The organism is Reticulibacter mediterranei (assembly GCF_016587455.1).
In genome coordinates this window covers 7,555,201-7,578,350 of record NZ_BNJK01000001.1, presented here as the reverse complement: position 1 = coordinate 7,578,350, position 23,150 = coordinate 7,555,201, and the positions used below count along the sequence as shown (strand labels likewise).

At 55.7% G+C, this 23,150-nt stretch carries 19 protein-coding genes; 11 read left to right on the top strand and 8 right to left on the bottom strand.

Annotation, left to right across the window (positions count from 1 at the left end):
• Positions 1-3 precede the first annotated feature (3 nt).
• Positions 4-246: a hypothetical protein gene (locus K3T83_RS32580; RefSeq protein WP_220207092.1), complete on the bottom strand. Its 243-nt coding sequence runs from the start codon at positions 244-246 to the stop codon at positions 4-6.
• Here K3T83_RS32580 and K3T83_RS32575 point away from each other — a divergent pair.
• Entirely contained in the window at positions 234-821 is a 588-nt protein-coding gene (locus K3T83_RS32575) for a site-specific integrase (protein ID WP_220207091.1), read from the top strand. The two genes, K3T83_RS32580 and K3T83_RS32575, sit on opposite strands and share 13 nt — an antisense overlap.
• 27 nt (positions 822-848) lie before the next feature.
• Positions 849-1,400 carry a tyrosine-type recombinase/integrase gene (locus tag K3T83_RS32570; protein WP_220207090.1) on the top strand — a complete coding sequence of 184 codons (552 nt, stop codon included), beginning with the start codon at positions 849-851 and terminating at the stop codon, positions 1,398-1,400.
• 252 nt (positions 1,401-1,652) lie between these two features.
• On the opposite strand, the gene K3T83_RS32565 is transcribed toward K3T83_RS32570, so the two are convergent.
• From K3T83_RS32565 to K3T83_RS32545, 6 genes are all read right to left on the bottom strand, one after another.
• Positions 1,653-5,534, bottom strand: a complete 3,882-nt coding sequence (locus tag K3T83_RS32565; RefSeq protein WP_220207089.1) for a glycosyltransferase — start codon at positions 5,532-5,534, stop codon at positions 1,653-1,655.
• 17 nt (positions 5,535-5,551) lie between these two features.
• Entirely contained in the window at positions 5,552-6,727 is a 1,176-nt protein-coding gene (locus K3T83_RS32560) for a glycoside hydrolase family 113 (protein WP_220207088.1), read from the bottom strand.
• Positions 6,728-7,103: 376 nt separating this feature from the next.
• Positions 7,104-7,673 carry a hypothetical protein gene (locus K3T83_RS32555; protein ID WP_220207087.1) on the bottom strand — a complete coding sequence of 190 codons (570 nt, stop codon included), beginning with the start codon at positions 7,671-7,673 and terminating at the stop codon, positions 7,104-7,106.
• Between the two features lie 18 nt (positions 7,674-7,691).
• Positions 7,692-7,826 carry a hypothetical protein gene (locus tag K3T83_RS57355; RefSeq protein WP_268963493.1) on the bottom strand — a complete coding sequence of 45 codons (135 nt, stop codon included), beginning with the start codon at positions 7,824-7,826 and terminating at the stop codon, positions 7,692-7,694.
• 191 nt (positions 7,827-8,017) lie between these two features.
• Positions 8,018-8,674 carry a response regulator gene (locus K3T83_RS32550; protein WP_220207086.1) on the bottom strand — a complete coding sequence of 219 codons (657 nt, stop codon included), beginning with the start codon at positions 8,672-8,674 and terminating at the stop codon, positions 8,018-8,020.
• On the bottom strand, positions 8,671-9,825 hold the full coding sequence (locus K3T83_RS32545; RefSeq protein WP_220207085.1) for a sensor histidine kinase: 1,155 nt from the start codon (positions 9,823-9,825) through the stop codon (positions 8,671-8,673). The genes K3T83_RS32550 and K3T83_RS32545 overlap by 4 nt, the downstream gene beginning before the upstream one ends.
• 603 nt (positions 9,826-10,428) lie before the next feature.
• Here K3T83_RS32545 and K3T83_RS32540 point away from each other — a divergent pair.
• The 9 genes from K3T83_RS32540 (at position 10,429) to K3T83_RS32500 (ending at position 19,568) form a co-directional block, all read left to right on the top strand.
• On the top strand, positions 10,429-11,337 hold the full coding sequence (locus tag K3T83_RS32540; protein WP_220207084.1) for a dioxygenase family protein: 909 nt from the start codon (positions 10,429-10,431) through the stop codon (positions 11,335-11,337).
• Positions 11,338-12,078: 741 nt separating this feature from the next.
• Positions 12,079-12,540 (top strand): MSMEG_3727 family PQQ-associated protein, encoded by a 462-nt coding sequence (locus K3T83_RS32535; RefSeq protein ID WP_220207083.1) that lies wholly within the window; start codon positions 12,079-12,081, stop codon positions 12,538-12,540.
• Positions 12,541-12,553: 13 nt separating this feature from the next.
• Complete coding sequence (locus tag K3T83_RS32530; protein WP_220207082.1) at positions 12,554-14,242, top strand: PQQ-dependent dehydrogenase, methanol/ethanol family; 1,689 nt, start codon at positions 12,554-12,556, stop codon at positions 14,240-14,242.
• Between the two features lie 187 nt (positions 14,243-14,429).
• A complete protein-coding gene (pqqB, locus tag K3T83_RS32525) occupies positions 14,430-15,320 on the top strand; it encodes a pyrroloquinoline quinone biosynthesis protein PqqB (RefSeq protein ID WP_220207081.1) in 891 nt (296 codons plus the stop codon).
• A gap of 5 nt (positions 15,321-15,325) precedes the next feature.
• Positions 15,326-16,030 (top strand): pyrroloquinoline-quinone synthase PqqC, encoded by a 705-nt coding sequence (gene pqqC, locus K3T83_RS32520; protein WP_220207080.1) that lies wholly within the window; start codon positions 15,326-15,328, stop codon positions 16,028-16,030.
• Between the two features lie 133 nt (positions 16,031-16,163).
• Positions 16,164-16,439 carry a pyrroloquinoline quinone biosynthesis peptide chaperone PqqD gene (pqqD, locus tag K3T83_RS32515; protein WP_220207079.1) on the top strand — a complete coding sequence of 92 codons (276 nt, stop codon included), beginning with the start codon at positions 16,164-16,166 and terminating at the stop codon, positions 16,437-16,439.
• Positions 16,432-17,655, top strand: coding sequence for a pyrroloquinoline quinone biosynthesis protein PqqE (pqqE, locus tag K3T83_RS32510; RefSeq protein WP_308441715.1), 1,224 nt, complete (start codon positions 16,432-16,434; stop codon positions 17,653-17,655). Before pqqD ends, pqqE begins: the two co-directional genes overlap by 8 nt.
• Positions 17,652-18,182 carry a manganese efflux pump MntP gene (locus tag K3T83_RS32505; protein WP_268963492.1) on the top strand — a complete coding sequence of 177 codons (531 nt, stop codon included), beginning with the start codon at positions 17,652-17,654 and terminating at the stop codon, positions 18,180-18,182. The genes pqqE and K3T83_RS32505 overlap by 4 nt, the downstream gene beginning before the upstream one ends.
• 579 nt (positions 18,183-18,761) lie before the next feature.
• Positions 18,762-19,568, top strand: a complete 807-nt coding sequence (locus tag K3T83_RS32500) for a pentapeptide repeat-containing protein (RefSeq protein WP_220207076.1) — start codon at positions 18,762-18,764, stop codon at positions 19,566-19,568.
• 233 nt (positions 19,569-19,801) lie between these two features.
• Here the strand turns inward: K3T83_RS32500 and fxsT are convergent, their stop codons facing one another.
• On the bottom strand, positions 19,802-22,882 hold the full coding sequence (fxsT, locus tag K3T83_RS32495) for an FxSxx-COOH system tetratricopeptide repeat protein (protein WP_220207075.1): 3,081 nt from the start codon (positions 22,880-22,882) through the stop codon (positions 19,802-19,804).
• Between the last annotated feature and the right edge of the window lie 268 nt (positions 22,883-23,150).

The window sequence follows — 23,150 nt, the reverse complement described above, 5'->3', positions numbered from 1 at the left end:
GAATCATACCAAGCAAAGACAAAAGGCACCTGTGCGTCCACGACCATGCCGATATGGATCGGAGGTGCAGGAGGCATTGGTGCTCGCCTGGAATAAGATGAACCGAATCTGTGCCAAGCGGCCATGCCGTTTCTGCCCACGCTCATCGAAGTCTTGGAGCGGCACGGGCATCGGCAAGCCTCGTGCTGCCAACCCAGAGAGCGAGGAGGCGTCATGGGGCAAGGAGGTGATCCATGCTGGCGTCACTGATCCTGTCTCATCAGGGATGCGAGAGTACAGGACAGACTATCATACCCGGTCGGCTTGTTCCTCTCCAGTTGCCACTTTTCAGCACATCGTGGAAGAAAGCCCGTTTCCTTCTCAACCGACCTTGCAGGAGGAGAACAACGCACAGACCCGCGACAACGAGCCTCATCGCCGCCCAGGATGCCGCCCTATCCAGCAGTGGGCAGCCACTGGCGTCTCATGCACCTCCCAGCCTCCAACTATCTCGTCACACCCCCTCGGCTCTGTCCATTGAGCAAGCAGTCCACGAGTATCTGGAGGATCAGAGAAACCACCGCCGTCCGAAGACCCTACAGTGGCATCGGAAAGCTTTGGGATTGTTCCAGCACTATCTGCGTACGGAACACAGGTGTGTCCGGCTTGATCAGATGACAGAAGCACAGGTACGTGGCTGGTTGGAGTGGCTCCCTCACCTGCCTATCGTCACTGGCGCTCTTCGCTCACCCGGCACGGTGGCATCCTATGCACGCTCGGCGCGGGCCTTTTGCCAGTGGGTGGTGCGTCACCAGTGCTTGTCAGTCACGCCTTTTGCGTGACTGCCTCTTCCCCAGATGGACAAGCGTTTGCTTCCTCCGCTGGCACCTGGGGAATGGGAACAGTTGCTCCTGGCCTGTCGGCCCCCAAAGGAAACCAGGGTGCTAGCAGAGCAGGCGACCGCACGCAACCGGGCCATCCTCTGGGTTCTTTTTGATACGGGCATGCGTGCCACCGAGATCTGTGCGTTGCGTCTTGGAGATGTGGACCTGGAGCAGGGGATCGTGAGCGTTCAGGAGAAGGGTGCGACGGTGCGACGGCTCACGTTGGGACACGAAGGGTTGCGTCACCTGCTCGCCTACCTGGATAACTACCGTCTGGGTGCGGCAGTAGGTGGAGAGCGGACAGATGAGGATTCCCTCTTCCTCTCTGAGGCAGACAGGCCGCTCACGAAGAGTAGGATCACCCTCTTATTTGACCGGCTCAAGCAACGGGCTGGGATCACGAGGAAGGGTGTGGGTCCCGCCCTGTTGCGTGAGAGCTTTGCGATGCGGTATCTGCAAACCGGTGGCGATCTCGACGCCTTGTGGGAATTGCTGGGGCAAAAAGAGTCCCTTCTCCCTCAACTTTGCCATCTTTAAGAAGGATGATGTGATGTGCCAGCCGCAGGACAGATCGGCGATGAGAAACGACGAGACAAGTAGGGGGGGCATCATGGTGTCCCCCCGCTGGAAGCTCTCCAGCACCGCCTTGAACTTGAATTCTGGTGTATATTGCTTGCGCTTGCTTGTCATGGATCCGTACCTTCTCTCTTTGACCACCGTCTATTTTATCAGGTATGCAACAGCATGAACCATTTTGATGGCGGAATCTCAAAATTTACAACAGGTCTATCAGGAGAGAGCGGCATCACATGCTCGATGTTGAGTCAGAAGATACGCGGGAACCGGGCGTGTTGGTAGGGGCGGAAGGCCAATCTTATGATAGAGGCGCCAGCCCGATGGCTCCTGGAGTACGAGAGTAAACTGTGCCTGGAACTGCGGACTCTGCACATGAACCTGTTGCGCGATAAGATCGCTGGGATCAGTCGGATTGACCATAATCCAGTCCACGTACGAGGCTGGATCTGCCAGCGCTTGCGGCCATAGCCTATACGATCCCTCCCAGATGATGTTTTTGAAATCGAAATTGGCCTCGGACCCATCTACGGGAGAGCTGAAGACCTCTTCCAGAATTTTTCCTCCGTTGTAGTGCTGAGCCAGGTAGATATTCATTGTATGGGTTGCGTCACAGGAAACGCCATACAGGCCATCCTCCTGGGTGATAATCCCGCCTGTGGCGATGACCAGTGCCTGTGCGATAACCATCATCAGGGCAGCGCTGGCTCCCAGCGTGCGCCCGAGATGCTGCCAGCGCGGAAGTTTCCAGCCAGCGCATAGAGTTGTGACACACAGAGCAATCGGTACGACCGCCTCGGAGCCGAAACGTGCATTGAAGAACTGATTGTGCAACGAAGCCGTCGAGGGAACCGCGCCAGGCACAAACATCGTGGCCTGCCCTTCGTAGAGCGAGAGGACATAGAAACCAAAGGGGACCCAGAAAACGAGCATCACCAGGGTATCCAGCAATGAACGTCTACGTAGCAGAAAAACCACCAGCCCCAGCAGGCCCAGTCCAAAAAAGACCGGCCCGACCGTCTCAATCACATTCAGCGAGTAAAAGCGCACCGCCTGCCAGAGATTGTGATAGGCGTAGAGAGCGGTTGGCGTACCGTGAATGACCAGTGTCTGGACCTTGGAAGAGAATGGTCCATTCAGAAAATAGAGCGCGTTCCCGCTGATCATCAGATTGTAAAACAGCCAGAGCACGATGCCTAGCGCCCCGAGCGAGAGAAAGACCAGCAGGCTTCCCTCGACCTGGCGTAAACGCTGCTTTTTGAGCAGAGCAACAGCGGGCACAAGGAGACAAAGCACCCCAAAAAGCGACCAGCCATCATAGCGGGCTATTGTCGCCAGACAGGTGCTCGCGGCCATCAGCACCAGGGAACGCAAACGGTTCTCCTGCACCCAGGCCAGGAAATAATACCCCCCCATAGTAAACGTCGCGATACACACCAGTTCGCTGAGTGGCGTCCCTTGCAGGTATAAAATATTCGGGTTGAGCACAAAGACGAGTGTGCCGATGGAACTGGCTACACCGCTCCTGGTCAGGCGCTTGCCAGAGAGATAGAGGTAGATTGTCGAGACGACGTAGCAAACCATCGCTGGAATACTGCCCGCCAGGCCGGTGCGCCAGAGGTAGTCGTTCCAGACAAATGGTAGCATGAGCAGATGAGGCAAAGGCACCCAGGTCGTTCCAAGCTGGCCAATGCCCGGCGTCGCGCTATCAAAAATACGCCTGGCGATACGCAGGTGAAAATAGGCGTCCGAGTAGAGAAGGATGGTATGGTGTTGAAACGAATAGACCGTCGCTGTGATGCTGGCCACGAGCGCTGTCATCACCACGGCGATCAACCAGCGATCCTGAATCAGTACGAGAGGTAGCCTGCGCAATTGCTCGCGGCGCCCCAATTGGCGGGTTAAGCTGCTGCGCAGCGCCACGACACGCTGAGTTGTTGATTCTAGGGTAGCGGCCACTCCACCATTTCGCAGCAGGCGAAGCGCCTGCATGTGCGCAGTAGGCATCGAGGCTACGACAGAGCGTCTCTCTTGAGCCAATACCTGGCCCGGCAAACCCTCCTGTCGGGTTCTGGCGCTCGCGGCCAGGTGATTGCCATGCTGCGTTTTTTCCCAGTAATGCGGTTTGACAATAAGCTGATAGAAAGCGATATACGCCGAGATGCTCATCATCACCCAGTAGAGTGGGAGCAGCAGAACCCACTTGATCAATGTATACTCTTTGCGGTGCAAACAGCCAAGAATGTGAATATACATATAGAAGAAGTTGCCAAAGACGAGGCAGAAGGTGCCCATGTAGAGTATCGGGCCAGGAAATAGTATGCGATACAACAGCTCAGGGCGCAAGACGAGGTAACAGAGTGTCAAGGCCCACATGACTGGATTGACAAGCAGCACAATGGTCCAGACGCCTACAATAAGCTGCAAAGAGAGAAATTTGCGCACATGCCCGCGCAGCAACATGTGCAATGGATGTCGCATATGCACCAGGTAGGTCTGCATGTACCCTTTAATCCAGCGCGAACGCTGAAACAACCAGGTTGTAAAGCGCGAGGTCGCCTCTTCATAGGTAGTGCTATCCAGGACCGCAGTTTTTAAGCCGTACTGCGAGATGCGCAGACCCAGATCGCAGTCTTCGGTCACATTGAAGGCATCCCATCCTCCCAATGCGCATAAGACCTCTGTGCGGAAATGGTTTGAGGTACCACCGAGCGGAAGCGACAGACCGCTGCGCTGAAGGCCCGGCAGCATAATATCAAACCAGGTACTATATTCAGCGGTGAACCAGCGGGTGAGTAGGTTCTGCCTGGTGTTATAATAGTTGAGCTTTGCCTGCACGCAGGCCACCTCAGGCCCATGATTGGCAAAGGTCAGAATGGCCTTCTTGAGTTGATATGGCTCCGGCTGATCCTCGGCATCGAAAATCACAATAAATTGCCCCTTCGCTTGCAGCAGACCGAAGTTACAAGCGCGTGGTTTGGTCTGCGGCGCGCCCGCGGGCACGGTCAAAATCTCAAAGTTGGGCGGCAATTGCATGGTATAGAGCGCCGCACGTGTCTCTTTGTCGATCTCTTCGGTCAGGAAAAGCACCTGTACCCTATCAGAAGGATAATGTAAAGCCTTGATAGCCGCGACAAACTGGGACACAACTGTCGTCTCTTTGAAGAGCGGACAGAGGATCGTGTACATCGGCCACGTCGCTCCCTGCTTATCCAGGGACAGAATTATCTCTTCGTCAATCTTCTCTCCCGAATCTTTCCCGAAGGAGCTGGTGGCCAGCAAACCGCTGGTAATAAAGCCGAGAATATAAAGCACTGTTACCAGCCCCAGGCTCACAGTGATCATGGTCAAACGCAGGAAAAAGAAACCTGCTCCCCAGCTAAGAAGCAGAAGCGCGAGCAGAAGCACCTGAGGAGGCGTGATGACCCGCAGAGCAGACCACTCTACCTGGAAAGGTGCGAAGGTTCGCACCTCTCTCCTGCCCACTTTTTGCATTTGCATCGACGAATCTCGATAGAACTGGAATCTTTCGAGAGGGGTCTGCAAGCTCTTATTGCGTTGGAGCCAGTGCATGTAGCGTTCGACCGGTTCGCGCAAGCGTTCGTCGAGAGGTTCTACCGAAACCGGAAGGGGAGTCCCAGGTGGCAGGTTTACCGGAATGGGCGTGACCGGCAAGCCAGCCGGAGAAACGGCTCTCATGCGCCGGGTTGGAATGTCAGCGAGCGAGATCGCTGGCTCCTGTCTGGTTGGCACATCAGCGAGCGAGGGTTCCACCGACCGTTGGGAGTCAGCAGAAGCCAGGCTTTGCTTGTGCTCCGTCCCGAATGAAGAGCCAGGGATAAGTCCTGTCTCGCTTTGGTGGGTGATCAGCCCAGCGGAGAGATCCTTGTCGCCATTTTGCGAACGCGCGGACGCGCTGCCCTTTGTTTCCCGATCCTGTTCCGGCTCGCCTGCTGGTGTCTGGGCAACGAACGAGACCCTCTGGAGACGCCGCACCAGGAGCGAGCGAGGACGTCGGATCGCGGGCACAACCTCGGCCTGGTCAGATCCAGGTTCAGGCTGGGAAAATTCAAACGATGATTGCGAAGTATCGGTCATGTGGTGTGGTTCCTCTGCTATCCCTGCAAGGATTGATACTGTGTTTGAATAGCGCGTGCAGCCTGAGTGCCCTTGAGACTAAAAGCCTCCACGTTATTCCATCCCCAGAAAAAGCTACCCAGGATATGTTCATCTTCAAAGACATTCGTGAGCACCGCGCCACAGGCAGCGGCCTGCTCCGTTGGATCAGTCGGTGCCGAAGTCTGCGTCAGCCACGGTTGATAGAGGGCATCTGAACTGTTGCGATAACCGATTTCGGAGATAAACACAGGTTCGCCGAGTTCAAGGGCAAATGTATCAAGTTTTTGCTTGACCGTCGCAGCCCAGAGTGAAGAAATACGCAGCGGATCAACTCTTTCAGCCGTCTCAACAAGAGGCAAATAAGCGGAGACTCCGATCATTTTTAAAGCGTTGTTATGCATCCAGGTCGGTATTTTCATGGCCAGCGAGGTCCAGTTGATATCATAGGTCAACGTCCCGGAGTAGACGCCGCTTACATTGGTGATGAGTGTATCCCACAGATCAGCAGGGGCGTTTTCCTGTAACCACTCTTCTTCGGTACCGAGCGCCAGTTGCTCCGCGCCCTCCTGTTGCGCAACCTGGAGATAGGGCTGGATGGCGTGCCAATAGCCCGTAAACCAGGTCTGTTCTTGCGTGTAGGTTGTAAACTGGATCGCACCCGCCCACGGGTGTGATCCGCCAGCCTGAAGCTGGAAGGTCACAAATACATGCAAACCCTCGGCATGCGCAAAACGAATACCATAGCGAAATGAAGAGAGCGAAGGCGTGGCAGTGCCAGTGGTAACGACCGTTGCGTTGAGCGAGGCCTGATGAAACAGTACTGGCATCTCAACCCAGCAGGCGGAGGTCTGAGCACGCATCTGAGGCAATTCGCTTAACCACTGCTGATCACCACCACCATAGCCTGCGGGACTCCACTCAGGAAAGGCTATGCCCATCTGAAAATTTCGTCCCTTGAGATGACACATGCCGAGCGCAGGAGGCAACGTAGCGCCTGGTTGCGCCGTGGCTGTAAGAGCATGGGTCGCGCCCGACGTTATGCTCGCTTGCTGGAGGCGATTGGCGGCTGCACTCCCCACGCTAAATACGCGATACACCAGCGATGCGCACGCCACAAGAATAATCACCAGAATCAAGAGAAAAAAACCTCTGCCTTGAAGGATATTTTTCATACGCCTTTTATCGATTCTTCTCCTCCACCGTTTTCTGGGGCTGCCTCAGGGTTTGGATTGATTCTTCATTATCAATCCAAACCCTGTAACGAATGGTTGAGGCTTTTTTTAGCATGATGTGCGTGGCCTGGCAAAATAGTACCAAGGATGGGGTGATGCCTTTTTCCATTGGATGTAAATGTTGAGATTCTGATGGCGGAATCTCAACATTTACGTCTAAGCACTCTCTCATTGAGAAAGCTGTCTGTGATAGGCGTCAGAGAATGAACCAGAACGACGCCATCAAGTGATCACATGTACATAAGTGGTTTCCCTCGTATCCAATATTTGAGCTAAATCCTTTTCAGGGTGAAGTTCAACATTGGTTGAGCACGCCTTAATGGGCTGGAGTTGTCACTTGCTCGTTTCCTGAGGTCGAGGGTAGAGGATGAGCAACAAACTGCGGTTTGCGCTGCTTACGCATACCCCCCAGCAGTTGCCAGGCACGAAAGATGCCCAGCACATAGACAACCAGGAGCAGATTGGTCAGATAATAGACTGGCACAGGATTTTTGGGATCGACGATCAAGAGGATACCATAGTACCCCTGCGCGATGTAGGTGAGCAGGTTCACAGTAACAACCGTCAGGCGAGAGGAGAGCAAACTCTCCTCTGGATGAGGTCGCAAGAGGGTGACACTATTGCGCAATGTGAGAACGAAAGAAATGCCAGCGAAGATTATGACGGGTATACCATAATTACCGGGAAGCAGGGCAGCTAGAGAGATAAAAAAAGCGTTAATCAGCAAGGTAAGAGCGCCCTGAGCGCTGACACGTCGCTCAACCTCGGCATTCTCCGAAATTTTATCTTCGGGTGAGATGGAGATGGAGACAAAGAGCAAACCCAGCAGAGCAGCGCCAGCACCCGTACTGGCGACAAAGAAGTTGGTAAAAGAGTCTGGGATCATAGATGGACACTTCCTTTCTCAAAAGAGCCAATAGGCTTTTGCCAGAGTGTAACAACCATAGGGAATGGCAACATTCACAATGAGCATCATAAGCGTGTTGAGTATCCGTGAAAATCTGCCAGGCGGTGATGAAACAGCATCAGTAGAAAGCATTGCTTTTTCTCTCCTATTCTTTATAGTTGCGAAGGCAATTGATTAGTTTATATTTTGATGAGAGTATAGCCGAGCAGAGGAGGCAGGGGATGTGACAGAGGTCATCTTGCGAGGTCATAATCTGCTCTATGACCCGCTATGACCTTTAGCGACAGATGTGATTACGCGTAAGGACCACGCCAGGGAAATGTTTAAATAATGCCTAACTCTTTGGCTTTCATCGCTGCCTGGGTACGGTCACGCACCCCCAGTTTCGCCAGGATGTTTGTCACGTGGTTCTTCACGGTTCCTACTGTGATAATCAGGCGGCTGGCAATTTCTTTATTCGTGGCACCCTGACTTAAGAGACGAAGGATGTTGAGTTCGCGCTCAGAGAGAGATTCGACCAGAACTTGAGCCTGGGAAGAGGGATGAGGGGAAAGGCGGGCGAACTCGGCGATGACCTTCCCAGCGATAGACGGTTGCAAAAACGACTCGCCGCAAGCAACCGCTCGGATGGCCTCCACCAGTTTTCCCGAAGAAACATCCTTGAGCAGGTAGCCAACCGCGCCTGCACGCAGGCCTTCAAAGATATCTTCGTCGTCATCGAACGTGGTAAGCACAATGACCTTGCATTCGGGCTGAGTATTTTTCAGGCGACGGGTAGCCGCAATGCCGTTGAGCAGAGGCATACGTAGATCCATCAAGATGACATCCGGTTTGAGCGTGGCGGCCAGATGCAGTACCTCCTCACCATGACGAGCTTCTCCCACGACCAACAGGTCGGGCTGTACCGAGAGGAGGGTATGCAGTCCTTCACGAAAGAGTTTCTGGTCATCGGCGATCAGAATGCGCACCGGGGAAGTCATAGAGGAAGCTCCACTTCTAAGAAAAAGCCCTGTCCGGGCAGACTTTCTGTGCGCAACTGGCCGCCCAGCGCATGCACGCGCTCGCGTGCTCCAAGCAGTCCAAAACCTCCAGTGGTACTGAGGGAACCAACACCATCGTCTTTCACGCGCAACGTCACCTGGGATACTTGTGGGCAGTCGAGGATGAGTTCGATATGGTCGGCGTGCGCATGTTTACGCGCATTGGTCAGCCCCTCCTGCGCGACACGATACAGGGTGAACTTAATCTGCGCCGAGAGTTGAGGCAGCGTATCAGGGACACAGAGAGAGACAACGCTATCCTCAGTCTGAGCCTCGCGCACCAGGTCTGCCAGAGCTTCTGGTAAGGAGCGATTCTCCGTTGGCAGCGTGCGGAGTGACGCGACGGAACTGCGGATCTGAGAAAGTCCTTCACGAGCCAGCCCCAGCGCTTTCTCGATGGAGCGACTTGTCAGCGCCGGATTCTCTTCCAGAACGGTACGTGCCGCCTCAAGTTGTATCGTGATGGTGGTAAGATAATGGCCCACATGATCGTGGATCTCCCGAGCTAGACGGTTGCGTTCGGCCAGCGTCGCCAGGGTCTCGATTTGTGCGCTATACTCACGTAAGCGCTGATGAGCTTCATCCAGAGCGGCGTGGGCACGTGCCTCTTCGTGCAACGCCTCAGTAAAGGCGATCATGAAGGCAAACGAGGCGAGCATGGGGAGAGAGGTTAACAGAATGAACCGCCAGGACTGACCGACACTCCAGTCTACGAGAACGAGGAGCAGCAACAGGAGTCCACACATGGGAGCAACTCCACGACGGGGCAGTAATACGACGCTGAACGCCACAAGAGGAGTAAGCAGGAGAAAAGCCGTTCCCTGGCTCAAAAAGAGAATGACACCGCTGATCGTAAGCTGCTCGACAAAATAGGCAAGCACAATCGGCCAGGACGATGCATGCCGCTGACAGTACTCCTCGCCGAATGGACCAGTCAGTGCATACACAATGCCGAGACCGGTCAGGGCAAACAGGTGCGGCTGGCTGAATGATGCAGAGAGAAGGATATAGGCATAAGTGACAACAATCAGCAAGAAATAGGCGCGATATTCTCGCCGGCGGACAACTCCCCACAGGTCTTGCATCTTCATAGACTTTACATTCTTTTCAGACCTCCTGGCCCCCTTCTAGCAGGAGATCACGACATCAATCAACATAAAATGTTTGATTCGTTCCTCAATACCACTGCGTTGCATATATCTATTTACCAATACATCATCCAGCGAGAGTTCAGACTCTAATTCAGGGGTATCGCTGGCCGTTTCCATTTCTCACTATAGCAAAGTCAGGGGCAATAAGCAAGCAAATACATAGAAAATGGAAAACTGCCCAACTCAAGAGAGATACTTCTCGCACCGAGAAAAGCTTATTTTGCAGGTGAGAGAAGAGAATGAGAGCAAACTCATCCTCAGTTCTATTATACGACTGATCTTGCGCGTCAATTTCGCACTGAGCAGTATGAAAAGTGGAATACCTCCGCCAGCGAAGAAACCCAGCCCTAAAACGATAAAAGGTCCGCCTAGAAAGGCAACTGATGTGCCAAGTGTGAATAAAAAAGCACCAACTATCAGTCACTAGAAATATACTCGTGATAGTTTAGAGAAGGAACAACGCATCTCTTTCGTAGTACAATGGTATTGATCGAGTCCGCGCAGGGCTGCGAACACTGGATAAAGCAAAAGAGGAGAAAAAAGATGGATCAGAACACCCAGAAACCTGTGAGTCCTGGAACGAGCAATCTCGCTGACGAGGATCTCACACAAGCGGTGCTGGCAACCTTCGAACACTCGCAGTCTGAACGCTTCCAACAGGTGATGCAAAGCCTCGTCCGACATGTGCACGCCTTTGCCGAAGAGGTTGAACTCACCGAAGAAGAATGGTTCAAGGGGATAGATTTTCTGACACGCACTGGTCATATCACCGATGACAAACGCCAGGAGTTCGTGCTGCTCTCCGATATTTTGGGCGTTTCGATGTTGGTGATTGGTCTCAACCAGAAGAAGTCTGCCCTGGCGACGGCCTCTACCGTTTTCGGCCCCTTCTTTGTCGAGAACTCGCCCCATTTTGAAAATGGCGACGATATAGCCAATGGAGCCTCTGGCGAACCGTGCTTCATGTATGGTCGGGTCTTGTCCACCAAGGGCGACCTCATCCCAGGCGCGCACATCGATATCTGGCAGGCCGATGACAACGGCTTCTACGATGTGCAGCACAAAGAGACCTCGCATGTGTATGGTCGTGGTCACCTCTCCTCTGACAAGGAAGGGAAGTACTGTTTCTGGTCAGTCAGGCCAGAAGCATATCCGATTCCGCAGGATGGGCCAGTGGGAGAACTCTTAGATGCAGCCAACCGTAGCCCCATGCGCCCGGCTCATGTTCACTTCCTGATCAAGGTGTCAGGGTACAAACCTCTCATTACCCATGTCTTCAAGCAAGATGACCCATACCTCGACTCGGATGCCGTTTTCGGGGTGAGAACTTCACTGATCACGAGCTTCGAGCGCCACGAGCCTGGCATGGCTCCAGATGGCAAGAGAATGAATGTGCCTTTCTACACGATGCATTACGACTTCCTCCTGGACCCGGCTGCGGATGAAGAGTAGATACGATGCGTGAGATCTCCTCTCCAAGCACCCTCAGACGCCCAGATGAAGAGAGAAGAAGAGAGAGCAGGAAAAGAGGCCAGCGGCGTAGAGAGCATATGAAAACCTGCCCACACTCTTTCCCTATGGGATTGGCACTTCGAAATGGTGATATCTCACATTTAGAGATATCAGGATACATACAGTTATATGATCTTTTTTCACGGTGACATCTGTAATCATCGTTGTTCTCTCTTTCATATGGAATGGACGTGCGAACCGCCCTGGCTGTTGTTCGGATATAAACCTATTGTACCGGACAATAGAGTGCAAAACGCTCTCGTTTTTGGCGAAGAGAACCCCACAGGTGTGTCTAATGCTCATACCTTTTCTTGATTGGGGATCAGCAAAACGCTGCTTTCTGATCATCTGAACCTGATAGCTACTGAGATAACACTTGTTGCGCATCCTGTGGGTTAAACGGCGGTTGAGCATATCTCCCTGTGTAGGCGAAAGAAAGGACGAATACCTGTTCCCTTGAACGACTCAAAAGGTATTAGTATTCGCATCTTCCTTCAATGCAATGAGGTACTTTCGCACCCATTGCTCCGTTCACATGTATATTTTCATTATATACTTTATATCAACACTTGCAATTTAATATGAAATATACTATATATGACATAGTACAGAAACATTAAAAATAGATGTGTTTACAGTAGATGAGATTGAACAGGAGAAACTATAGGAGGAGGTGAAGCGATGGCGAACACAGCAGCGCCACCTCAGATGATGAGCCAGCTGGGCCTGGACAAGCAGAACAAGGCGACGTTGGGTAGACTGGTCAACACTGGAGGTCTCGAGCAGGCCCAGCAGGGATCCGATGGCCGTCTGCACGCCCGAGTTCGCATCCCACCAGATCAGCTGATCTGGGAGCCCTCGGTCATCGTTATGCCCCATGGGGGCGACCTCGAACTCGAGATCATCAACGATGACCAGAACACTCACTGCGCGCTCTTGCCGAACAATGGTGACCTGCAATGGATTTGGTTGCCGGTCTATTCACGAGGAACGGCCTCTCTCAATCTCGACGGGCCGGGCTACTACTGGTACGGTTCCCCTATAGGCAACGATGAAGGCCGCGGCCTGCTCGGGGTGATCGCCGTACTGGGGGACGTTCCGCAGGAGGCTCGCCTCGACCGTCCGCCTCAGCCACGACCCTAGAAAGGATCAGTTGATGCAACAACAATATGTGCAGGCAGGGCATGCCGTCGACCTGGGAACGTTGAGTGGCGTGAAAGGGACTGCGCCACCGGTGGCCAGGTACGTCACCTACGACCGCCTGCTCAGGGCTCGCTTGGAACCGCAGAACTGGCTCACCTACTACGGTGCCTACGACGGGCAGCGGTACAGCTCGCTGAGTCAGATCAACACGGAGAACGTCAAGCGCCTTGCTCCCGCGTGGGTGTTCCAGCGCGGCCCAATCGGCGTTCATGCGGGCCAGTCGACGTACTCGTTCGAGGCCGCCCCAATCGTCGTGGACGGAGTCATGTATATCTCGGGCTGGGATGGCTGGATCTGGGCCATAGACGCCCGGACGGGAGACGAACTGTGGGCATACCATCATGAGATCCCGTTCGATACGTCGCTCTGCTGCGGCAACGTGAACCGCGGAGTCGCCGTGGCCAATGGAAAGATCTTCGTCGTCACCCTCAACGCCCGTGTGCTCGCGCTCGACGCCGTCACTGGCAAGCCTGTCTGGAACCAACCGTACGGTGATGTGCGGGCCGGTGAGAGTGCTACGCTCGCCCCCCTCGTCGTGAAGAACCTGGTCATCGTCGGCAGCTCCGGTGGAGAATTCGGCGTGCGCGGCCACCTCGATGCCTTCGATCTCGACACTGGACAGCGCGCTTGGCGGACGTACACCGTGCCCAAGCCCGGCGAACCCGGGTCCGAGACCTGGCCAAAAGACGGTGAGGCCTGGACGCGCGGTGGCGCAAACTGCTGGGTCACTGGCACCTTCGACCCGGAGCTGAATCTCCTGTACTGGGGGACCGGTAACCCGGCGCCTGACTTCGACGGCGGCGTCCGTGAGGGCGACAACCTCTACACCGACTCCGTAGTTGCCGTGAACCCAGACAATGGCCAGATACAGTGGCACTACCAGTACACCCCACACGACTTGTGGGACTACGACAGCGTGATGGAGCACATTCTCTTCGACCTGGACGGTCGCAAGCTGTTAGCCCACTTCGACAAGAACGGCTACTTCTTCGTCCTGGATCGGACCAACGGGCAGCTGGTTCGAGTAACTCCTTTCGGCGAACGGATCACCTGGGGCGAGATCAGCGCCGACGGGAAGGTCACGCCCAAGGTGTACCCCCAGAAAGAGGGAGAGCCAGTCCACGTATGGCCGGGACCGGCCGGGGCTAAGGAATGGACGCATGCGGCCTACAGCCCGAAGACGCAGATGTTCTACGTCCCGGTACAGGATCTTGGTGCGGAGATCACGCTACGGCACCGGGAGTTCAAGGAGAGCATTCCGTATTGGGGCGCGAGCGTCAACGTCGACTCCAAGGATGTACAAGGGTTTGTGAAGGCCTTCGATGCGGCCACAGGCCAGGAGCGGTGGCGGTATCGCGACGACAAGCCGATCAGCGCGTCGGTGCTGGCCACAGGAGGCAACCTCGTGTTCGTCGGCGAAGCGACGGGGGAGTTCGACGCCTTCAATGCGCAGACTGGCGAGCTGTTGTGGCAGTTTCAAACGGGAAGCGGTCACCACAACAACCCAATAACCTATAGCATCGGCGGAAAGCAGTACATAGCAGTTCCGACTGGCTGGGGCGCTTGGGTCGAAGGGTTTGCACCCGACATGTTCGGGGCGCCACGGGGAGATGCGCTCTTTGTCTTCGCGCTGCCGGAATAAGCACAGATATAAGGAGGTGAGAGCCATGCAGGAGTGGGAGACCCCAGAGTTCGAGGAAATCTGGACCCAATGTGAGGTGACGGCGTATGCTGGTCACTGGGAATAGGCGAACCAGAGCACCAGGCGAATGATCTGGTGCTCGCACGATCCCCATCTTACCGCCGAACGATTCACAAGGAGGATAGATATGTGGGTGCGTGTACTTGGAGCCGCTGCGGGAGGAGGGTTTCCGCAGTGGAACTGCAACTGCCCTCAGTGTCGGGCCGTGCGCGACGGCTCGCGGCCCTGTCGGCCGCGCACCCAGTCGTCGGTCGCAGTGAGCGCTGATTATCAGCGATGGTTCCTGCTCAACGCTTCACCCGATCTGCGTGCTCAGATCGAGTCCTTCCCGGCCCTGCACCCTCACAGGCTCAGGGATTCTCCGCTACAGGCCGTGCTACTCACTGACGCCGAACTCGATCACACCCTTGGCCTGCTGCTGCTACGAGAGGCAGGTCGCCTTGAGGTACATGCCACCGCGACAGTTCACGAGACCCTCTGCACAGGCACAGCGCTGCTCCACACGCTTAACGCCTACGCCCACGTTGAGTGGCGGCAAGTCGTTCCAGGGAGAGAGGTATCGCTGGCGGATGGTTTGTCCTACCAGGCCTTCCCTGTTCCCACGACCAAGCGGGCGCGTTTCCGGACCGGGGAAGGGGAAGAGGTGGTGGGATACCGCATCACCAACGGACCTACCGGCCCGGCTCTGGTGTACCTCCCGAACGCACAGCAGTTAACGGTATCAGTACGTGCTCACCTGGAAGGCTGTACGTGCCTGATCTTTGACGGGACCTGCTGGCAGGACGACGAACTGATCCGGCTCGGCATCGCCGGGAAGACATCGCGCGAGATGGGGCATCTACCGATCGTCGGCGCTGAGGGGAGCCTGGAGCAGTTGGCCCCGCTTCCCATTGAGCGAAAAATCTATATCCATATCAACAATACCAACCCGATCCTGCTTGAGGACGCGCCCGAGCGGCGCATCGTCGAGGAGCACGGCTTGGAAGTGGCCGCTGATGGGCTAGAACTGGAGTTATGAAGTAGATGGTGTCCGATACTGAGGATTTCATCGGAGCGTTGCGCGCTCAGGCGCATCGCTACCACAGCTGGCATCCGTTCCAGGTGATGATGAACGAGGGACGCCTGAGCCGCCGGCAGATTCAGGGCTGGGTGGCCAACCGCTTCTATTACCAGAAGAACATCCCACGGAAGGACGCCGCTATCCTCGCCAACTGTCCTGACCGTGAGGTACGCCGACGCTGGATCCGACGCATCCTCGACCAGGATGGAACGGCGGACGGGGAGGGGGGCATTGAGGCTTGGCTGCGCCTAGGCGAGGCTGTAGGACTGACGCGGGAGGAGGTATGGGACGAGCGGCATGTCGTGCCCGGGGTACGTTTCGCCGTCGATGCCTATATCACCTTCGCCGACACCCGCCCGTGGGTCGAGGCGGTGTCGGCCTCGCTGACCGAGCTGTTTGCACCCGATCTGATGGCAGGGCGCCTGACCGCGTTCGAGCGCTTCTACACCTGGATTGACCCTGCGGGGCTGGCCTATTTCCGCGCCCGCCTGACGCAGGCGCCGCGCGACGCGGAGCACGCTCTGGAGGTGGTGACGAAGTACTGCCGGACGGCGGATGAGCAGGAGCGAGCTGTGGCGGCGCTCTCCTTCAAATGCGACGTGCTGTGGAGCATGTTGGATGCTATCACCTGGGCCTATTTGGGCAGCACGTTACAAGGGGATGCTTGATTGCATCCCTGGACAGGCCTTCTACTGAGCAGGAGATTTGCCGCTCTCCTTCCGCTTGTAGCGGGCCACATATCGAGCGTGTGCCACACCTAGCTCACAATGGTAGCACAACGATACAGGAAGGTATATGAGCATGGTCTTACTAGTTACGAATCGACCTCATCTAGCGCGACAGGTCCGACTGGAGTGGGACTCCGTGCGGCAACGACACGTGCTGTTGGCACCGGAGGGAGTGCTGCTCCTGAATCACACAGGCGCAACTATCCTCGGCCTGTGTGATGGGGAGCGGACGGTGGTCGAGATCGTGGAGGGGCTGCGCGGACAGTATAACCGCGTGGTCGACGACGAGGTGCGAGATTTCCTCAATCGACTCGTTGCGAAGCGATGGGTGGAGCTTGACGATGAATAAGCCATTCGGCATGCTGGCCGAGCTCACCTACGCCTGCCCGCTCCACTGCCCGTACTGCTCCAACCCGCTCAACCTTGCGGACTACCGTGAGGAGCTGACGATGGCAGAGTGGCAACGGGTGATGATGGAGGCACGATCCCTCGGCGTACTGCAGCTTCACCTCTCAGGCGGTGAGCCGCTTCAGCGCCGCGATCTTGTCGAACTTGTAGCCAGCGCCCGTGAGTTGGGTCTGTATACCAACCTCATTACGAGCGCCCTCGGCCTCTCGCCTCGGCGGGCGGAACAGCTAAAGACCGCGGGCCTCGACCACGTACAGATCAGCATCCAGGCCGATGAGCCAGCCCTCTCTGACCGGATCGCTGGCACGCCTTCCTATGGACACAAGATAGCGGCAGTTCGTCTGGTCAAGGAACTGGGTTGGCCGCTCACATTGAATGTAGTCCTCCACCGCCACAACATCGATAGGATCGGCAGCATTCTCGATCTAGCTGAGGAGTTAGGAGCCGATCGGATTGAGCTGGCCAATACCCAGTACTATGGCTGGGCTTGGTACAACCGCGCAGCGCTCCTGCCTAGTCGGGTTCAGCTTGATCAGGCCGAGGCGGTAGTACGCGCTGCACGCCAGCGTCTGGAGAGGAAGATGCAAATCATCTACGTCGTCCCTGATTACTACAGCCGATACCCTAAGCCCTGTATGGGCGGCTGGGGCCAGCAGCAGCTTACGGTGACACCCAACGGGGATGTCCTCCCCTGCCCCGCGGCGCACGCCCTCAAGCTTCCCAGAGCCACTGTGCGCGAACACTCGCTGGCATGGATATGGGAGGAGTCGCCCCTCTTCCAGCGCTTCCGAGGAACGGAGTGGATGCCGGAGCCTTGCCGGAGTTGCGAGCGCCGCGAGGTCGATTTCGGCGGTTGCCGCTGCCAGGCGTTTCAGCTCACCGGCGATGCAGCGCGCACTGATCCGGTCTGCCACCTTTCACCAGACCATCGGCTTGTGGCCGGGGCGGTAGAGGCTGCGAATGCGGGCGCAGAGGCGATTGCTCCAGAAAGGCTTGTTCCCCGTGCCTCTACAGATCGCCGAGTAGAGACTACGGCGATGTACCTGCCGTTGCATAAGTCCCGCCGGTTCCCACACCGAGATGACAAGAGCAACGGCCACTACTCACCGACCGGCCATGTAGAATTTCAAGGCAAATCTCCGGACGATGTGCCATGATACCGCTTCTCATACTCGGTTTTGTCTGCAGCCTGGATAATTTCCGGCTGTCGATTGCACTCGGGGCTTTTCAGTTCGGCTGGCGCCGTGCACTCCGGATAGCGGCGGTGTTTGGGCTCTGGGATGGCGTCTCGCCCCTGGTGGGTGCGCTGCTCGGACGCTACTTGGGGCAGGTGATCGGTCCAATGGCGGACGCTCTGGGACCGATCGCGCTAGCTGTGTATGGCCTATACCTGGTCGTTCGGAGTCTGAAGACCCAAGCATCGGAGGACCTGGATGACCGTTGGATGCTCTTCGGTATGCCTCTATCTCTAAGCCTGGACAATATGGTCGCGGGCACTGGATTGGGATTGCTCGGCTTCCCCACCGTGCTCTCGGCAGCGGTCTTTGGCACTATCACGGCCCTGATGTCATTCGTTGGGCTACAACTCGGGAGAGTCGCCGCTCGCTTCATACCCATCCGCTCCGATCTCCTCACCGGTATAGGACTCTTGATCGTGGCGGTCGTGCTGGTGCTGGGGTACTAAGAGCCAACCAAGACCTGTTTCCTCTTGGAATATGTAGGGAAGAGTCTCGCTTGCTTTTCCCTGAATGTTCTAGGCCAGCCAGTCCATGAATTCATTTGGAGTCACGAGTATACGGTAATAGAGGAAAGATAAAAAGACACTAAGTCTTATAATAGGCGGGTCGAGCAAGAAAGAAGTTGATAGAACACAAAGGTGAGTTCATCTTGAGAAGTGAATATTCCTTCCAGAAAGCAGGCACCAGGCAATACACAATGATTTTGAAAATATCCTCTCTGCAAACACCTGTCTCAGCGGAAATAACACCATACTCACTAGCAATCAGATAATATTGTCTACCAATCATTCCTTATACTCAATACTCAATACTCACGCCAATTACATATCATCAGAAAGGGTGTCCCACAGCTTTTTGCAACATGGTGATCGACGTGAGGCTAGTGAGATACGACAACGATGCGATAGGGATGCCTTTTTTGCACTGTCTTCGGATGACAAAAATCAAACCACCTCTCAATTGTTTGCTCCTGTGCAAAAGAAGAGATACAATACTCACAACAGCAAGACAAGGAGGGCCATCAGATGGCCGTGCAGCAACAGCTAGAGCGACTGAGACGCAGTGTCGAAGAGTGGAACCAGTGGCGACTCCAGCAACCTGACTTACGTCCTGATCTGGTGGGAGCCAGGCTCAGCGAGACCATGCTCAGCGGGGCCAACCTCACCCAGGCCAACCTGAGCAGGGCCATGCTCAACTGGGCCACCCTCAGCGGGGCCGACCTGAGGGGGGCTGACCTGATCGGAGCCAACCTCAGCCTGGCTGACCTCTTTGGGAGCAAACTGAGCAGAGCCAATCTCAGCGGAGCCAACCTTTCTTATGCCATCTTCATGAGCGCCACCCTCGCTAGCGCCACCCTCAGTGGAGCCAATCTCAATAGGGCCAGGATCAACGGGGCCGATCTCACCGAAGCTACCCTCAGTGGGGCTGATCTGAGCGGAGCCGTCCTCAGCGGAGCCACCCTCAGCCTGGCCGACATGAACTCTGCCATCCTCACGGGAGCCGATTTCATCGGAGCCACCCTCACGGGAGCCAATTTCACCGCAACCAACCTCAACAACGCCGATCTGAGACGGGCCAACCTGAGCAGAGCTAATCTCAGGGGAGCCGACCTGAGCGGGGCCAACCTCACCGGAACACTCCTCACGGGAACCGATCTTACCGAAGCTAATCTCACCAGGGCTAACCTCCGTATGGCCAATCTCAGTGGAGCCAATCTCAGTGGGGCCACTCTTGACTCTGCAATTCTTACTGGCGCTCTTCTTGTCGGAACCAACCTCACCGAAATTGCCCTCAAAGGGACGGTGATGCCTGATGGATCAAAACACCCATAACGAACCATCCCGCTCTCAGCCGCGATTTGAAACGCCAGTGATCCATAGGAACAGAAAGTTGGAATAGAATTATAGCCAAATGGGGTCTGTTTAGGATCTATGAAGAAAACGAAACACCTTCACGCACCACAGGTTATAGGGTCGCTTTAGCCCAAACGCTCGCATCGCTTGCAGCCGCTCAAAGAGCCTCTGACCAAGTTGCTAGATCCGTCTTGGAGCCAGCATCGGTTTGCTCATTCTGCCTTCTGTGGACTGGGAGAACTGACCCACGTGCTCACGGTTTGATGATGCACGCCCAGAAGACTCGCAATGCGACGGTAACTCATCCCCTGTTCTGCAAGCGCGAGAGCCTCGGCTTTGCGTGATTGATCGGGGTGCCGGACACGTGGCCCAGGAGTAAAGTACAACTGGCACGCACGGCAGCGAAATCGCTGACTCCCCGACCGATTTTTCCCGCTTTTGATAATCTCTGTCGTCTGCTGGCACTGAGGGCACGCAGGAAGTACATCGCCTGTTACACTGGCTACCACAGAGATGTGCTCCGTTGATCCCTCTCTACTGCTGGTAAAAGCACTCTCTCTCAGGGGATTCATTGTTTCTGGTTGTGTTCCCTCCAGTGGCGCAGCTTCCTGGGTGCTGCCCATGCTCCGCAACAGCGCCATCAAACGTTCGCGGGCCTCGATGGTCTGGGGATGGGTCGCTCCAAATGTGTGGGTTCGAGCTGCTAGAGCGCGTTCGTAAAGGGAACGGGCTTCGTCGTCGTGACCCTGTGCCTGCCGCAACAGAGCGAACTCATAGCAGGCTTGAGCCGCTTGCGGATGAGTGGACACAAACGCCTGTTCATTGATGCTGAGAGCGCGAAGAAACAACGGCTCCGCCTGGGCATAGTTCCCCTGGTCTCGATAGAGGGTCGCCAGGATCACCAGATCGAGAGACGCGTAGGGATGGTGAGTACCCAGATGCTCCTCGTGGATGCCTAGAGCACGCAGAGCCAACGCTTCCGCTTGTGCGTGCTTGCCCTGTTTGAGAAAGAGTATGGCCTGACAGACCAACACATCTGCCATGTGAGCATGCAGTGGTCCCAAATGCTGCTCGTAGATGTCTCGCGCCCGCAGGCACAACGGCTCCGCTTCCCTGTAGCGTCCCTGCTCCATATATAACTCTGCCAGAGCGCGCAGACACGTTGCGGTATAAAAATGGGAAGAGCCGAATTGTTGCTTCTGGATCTCAATGGTGCGCAGATAGATGCGTTCGGCCTCGGCATACTTGCCTTGAGCCTGATAGATCACCCCTAGCCAGCCCAGCGAGTTAATGGTGTCGGAATGGTGGGGACCGAGATGCTGCTCCTGGATGCGCAGCGCACGCAGGCCCAATGTCTCCGCCTGCCCGTATTTCCCCTGATCTTGATAAAGGATCGCCATGTGGTGCAGGGTCAGAGCGGTGTCGGGATGGTGAGGACCGAGATGCTGCTCTCGGATGCGCAGCGCACGCAGGTACAATGGCTCCGCCTTTGCGTAGTCTCTCTGAGACTCATAGAGATTCGCCAGGCTGTCCAGGCTGTCAGCAGTGTCGAGATGGTGAGGACCGAGGTGCTGCTCTCGGATACGTAGCGCACGCAGGTACAATGGCTCCGCCTCCTTATAGCTGCCATTGTCTCGATGGAAGATCGCCAGATGGTTCAGGCTGGCCGCTGTCTGAGGATGCTCCAAACCGAAGCGCTGCTCGCGGATGGCCAGGGCGTGCCGGTACAGGGGCGCTGCCTGCGTGAGCATCGAGTGTTCCAGAAAGTAGCTGCCTGTTCGGTCAAGGAGATCCGCCCCCTCCGGCAGCAGGAACTGATGGTCTCGGATCAATGTGTCGCACGCCTCGACCTGTTCCAGATAACGCAGGCATTGAGGCCAGGTATCCACGTTTTTCGGATCCTGGGGGAAGATCGTCTGCACGGCACGTACCACCTGTTCGCTCCAGGCACGTTGGGTCTGGGTTTCCATGCGATCCATTTGGACAGCCTGGACCAGACGATGGATACTCAGCATCCGTTCCTCAGAGAGCCGTTTGACCAGAGAAAAAGCCAGCAAGGTTTCAAGCATCTGGTTAAAGCTGAGGAGATTCGTGACTGCATCACCCAGTGCAGGAGGCCAATGAGAAGCGCCCTCTGTGAGTAGTTCTTCTGGGATGTGGTCCGGGGCGAGAAAGGCACAGAGGCGGAGCAGTTCGGCAGCTGCCGGGTTGCTTCGTTCCACCTGTTCAAACGAAAGGGACCAGGTGGTTGCCACCGACTCGGGATATGGCGTGGTCTGCTTCCCACGCCGTGCCAGCAACGCGGAGCGGTGCTGTTGATAGATGTGAAGATAGTCATGCAGGCTGCATCCTGTTTCTTCAATATAGGCACCCGCCTGATCTATGGCGAGAGGAAATTGTCCCAGGGCAATGACCACATTGATGGCTTCGTCTATTTCGTCGGGTGAGGAGGCCGAAAAGCGGTGTGCCCGTCGCAGTAAAAGGTGGGTTCCTTCCATGATCCCCATCGTATCGACTTCGAGGGAGGAAGCAAGAGCGCCAACGGCGTGTGCCCTTGTGGTGAGGAGAATGTGTCCGTTGCCCTGGCGAGGGAGATAGGGTTGAATCAGGGAGAGATCGTCGGCGTTGTCAACCAGCAGCAGCCAGGGCTGTTCGCGCTGTTCTAACCAGCGTAGAATGGCGGCAATAATGGTGTGTTGATTGGTCTCCTCCTGGGACACAAGCGTTGGCAACAAACGCGCAAGCTCAACAAAGCTGGTTACAATCGTTTCTGCACTGGCCGCAGAGATCCAGAGAATATCGCGATAGCGTCTCTGTGCGCGTGCGCGATAGGCATATTCGATGGCGATCTGGGTTTTCCCAATGCCACCTAATCCCGTCATCGCCTGGGTTTGGATCAAGGCGGCCTGCCGAACGCTCCTGGGCTGGTCTGGTGTCTTCTCAGCAAAGAGCTGCTCCAGTTGGGAGAGCAAGTCGTCACGTCCGGTAAAGTGGGGATTGCGGGCATAGGGCACCGTCCACAGCGCACGCTCCTCGGAGGGAGCGCTCACGGCCTGCGCTGCATCTGTGATGTTACTCTCTGGTGGTGATAAAAACTCCTCCACCAGACCTAACTCCTGAGCGCTCTTGCCAAAGAGTGTACAGAGCTTGACCCGGAAGTAGGCACCAGGTTGCTGATCGCCTCGTTCCCACCGCCCAATGGTGGTGATGGTAGTACCCAACTGGTCCGCGACATCTTTCTGCCGCCAATTGCGCTCGATGCGAAGCTTCCGTAAGGATTCGTTCCTCGGCATCGCATTTCCTCCTGATCTTTCTCTGTGATGGGTATGCTCAAGAATACTCCCCTGACGTTCCTGCTCGATCGGATGGGAAAGAAGGTCATCCATTGGATAGTATACGATACGCTGGATGGTATGCGATACGCTACGAAGATGTTTCTCGTTCTTGTTTCTTTTAAAAGCGACGGAAAAAGTCACGTGAAAGACCAATAACGCTCTCTGAAAAAGCTGCACAACAGGGTATCCTTTTTCTGAGAGGAAGATCACCTTTGGCATTTGCCCC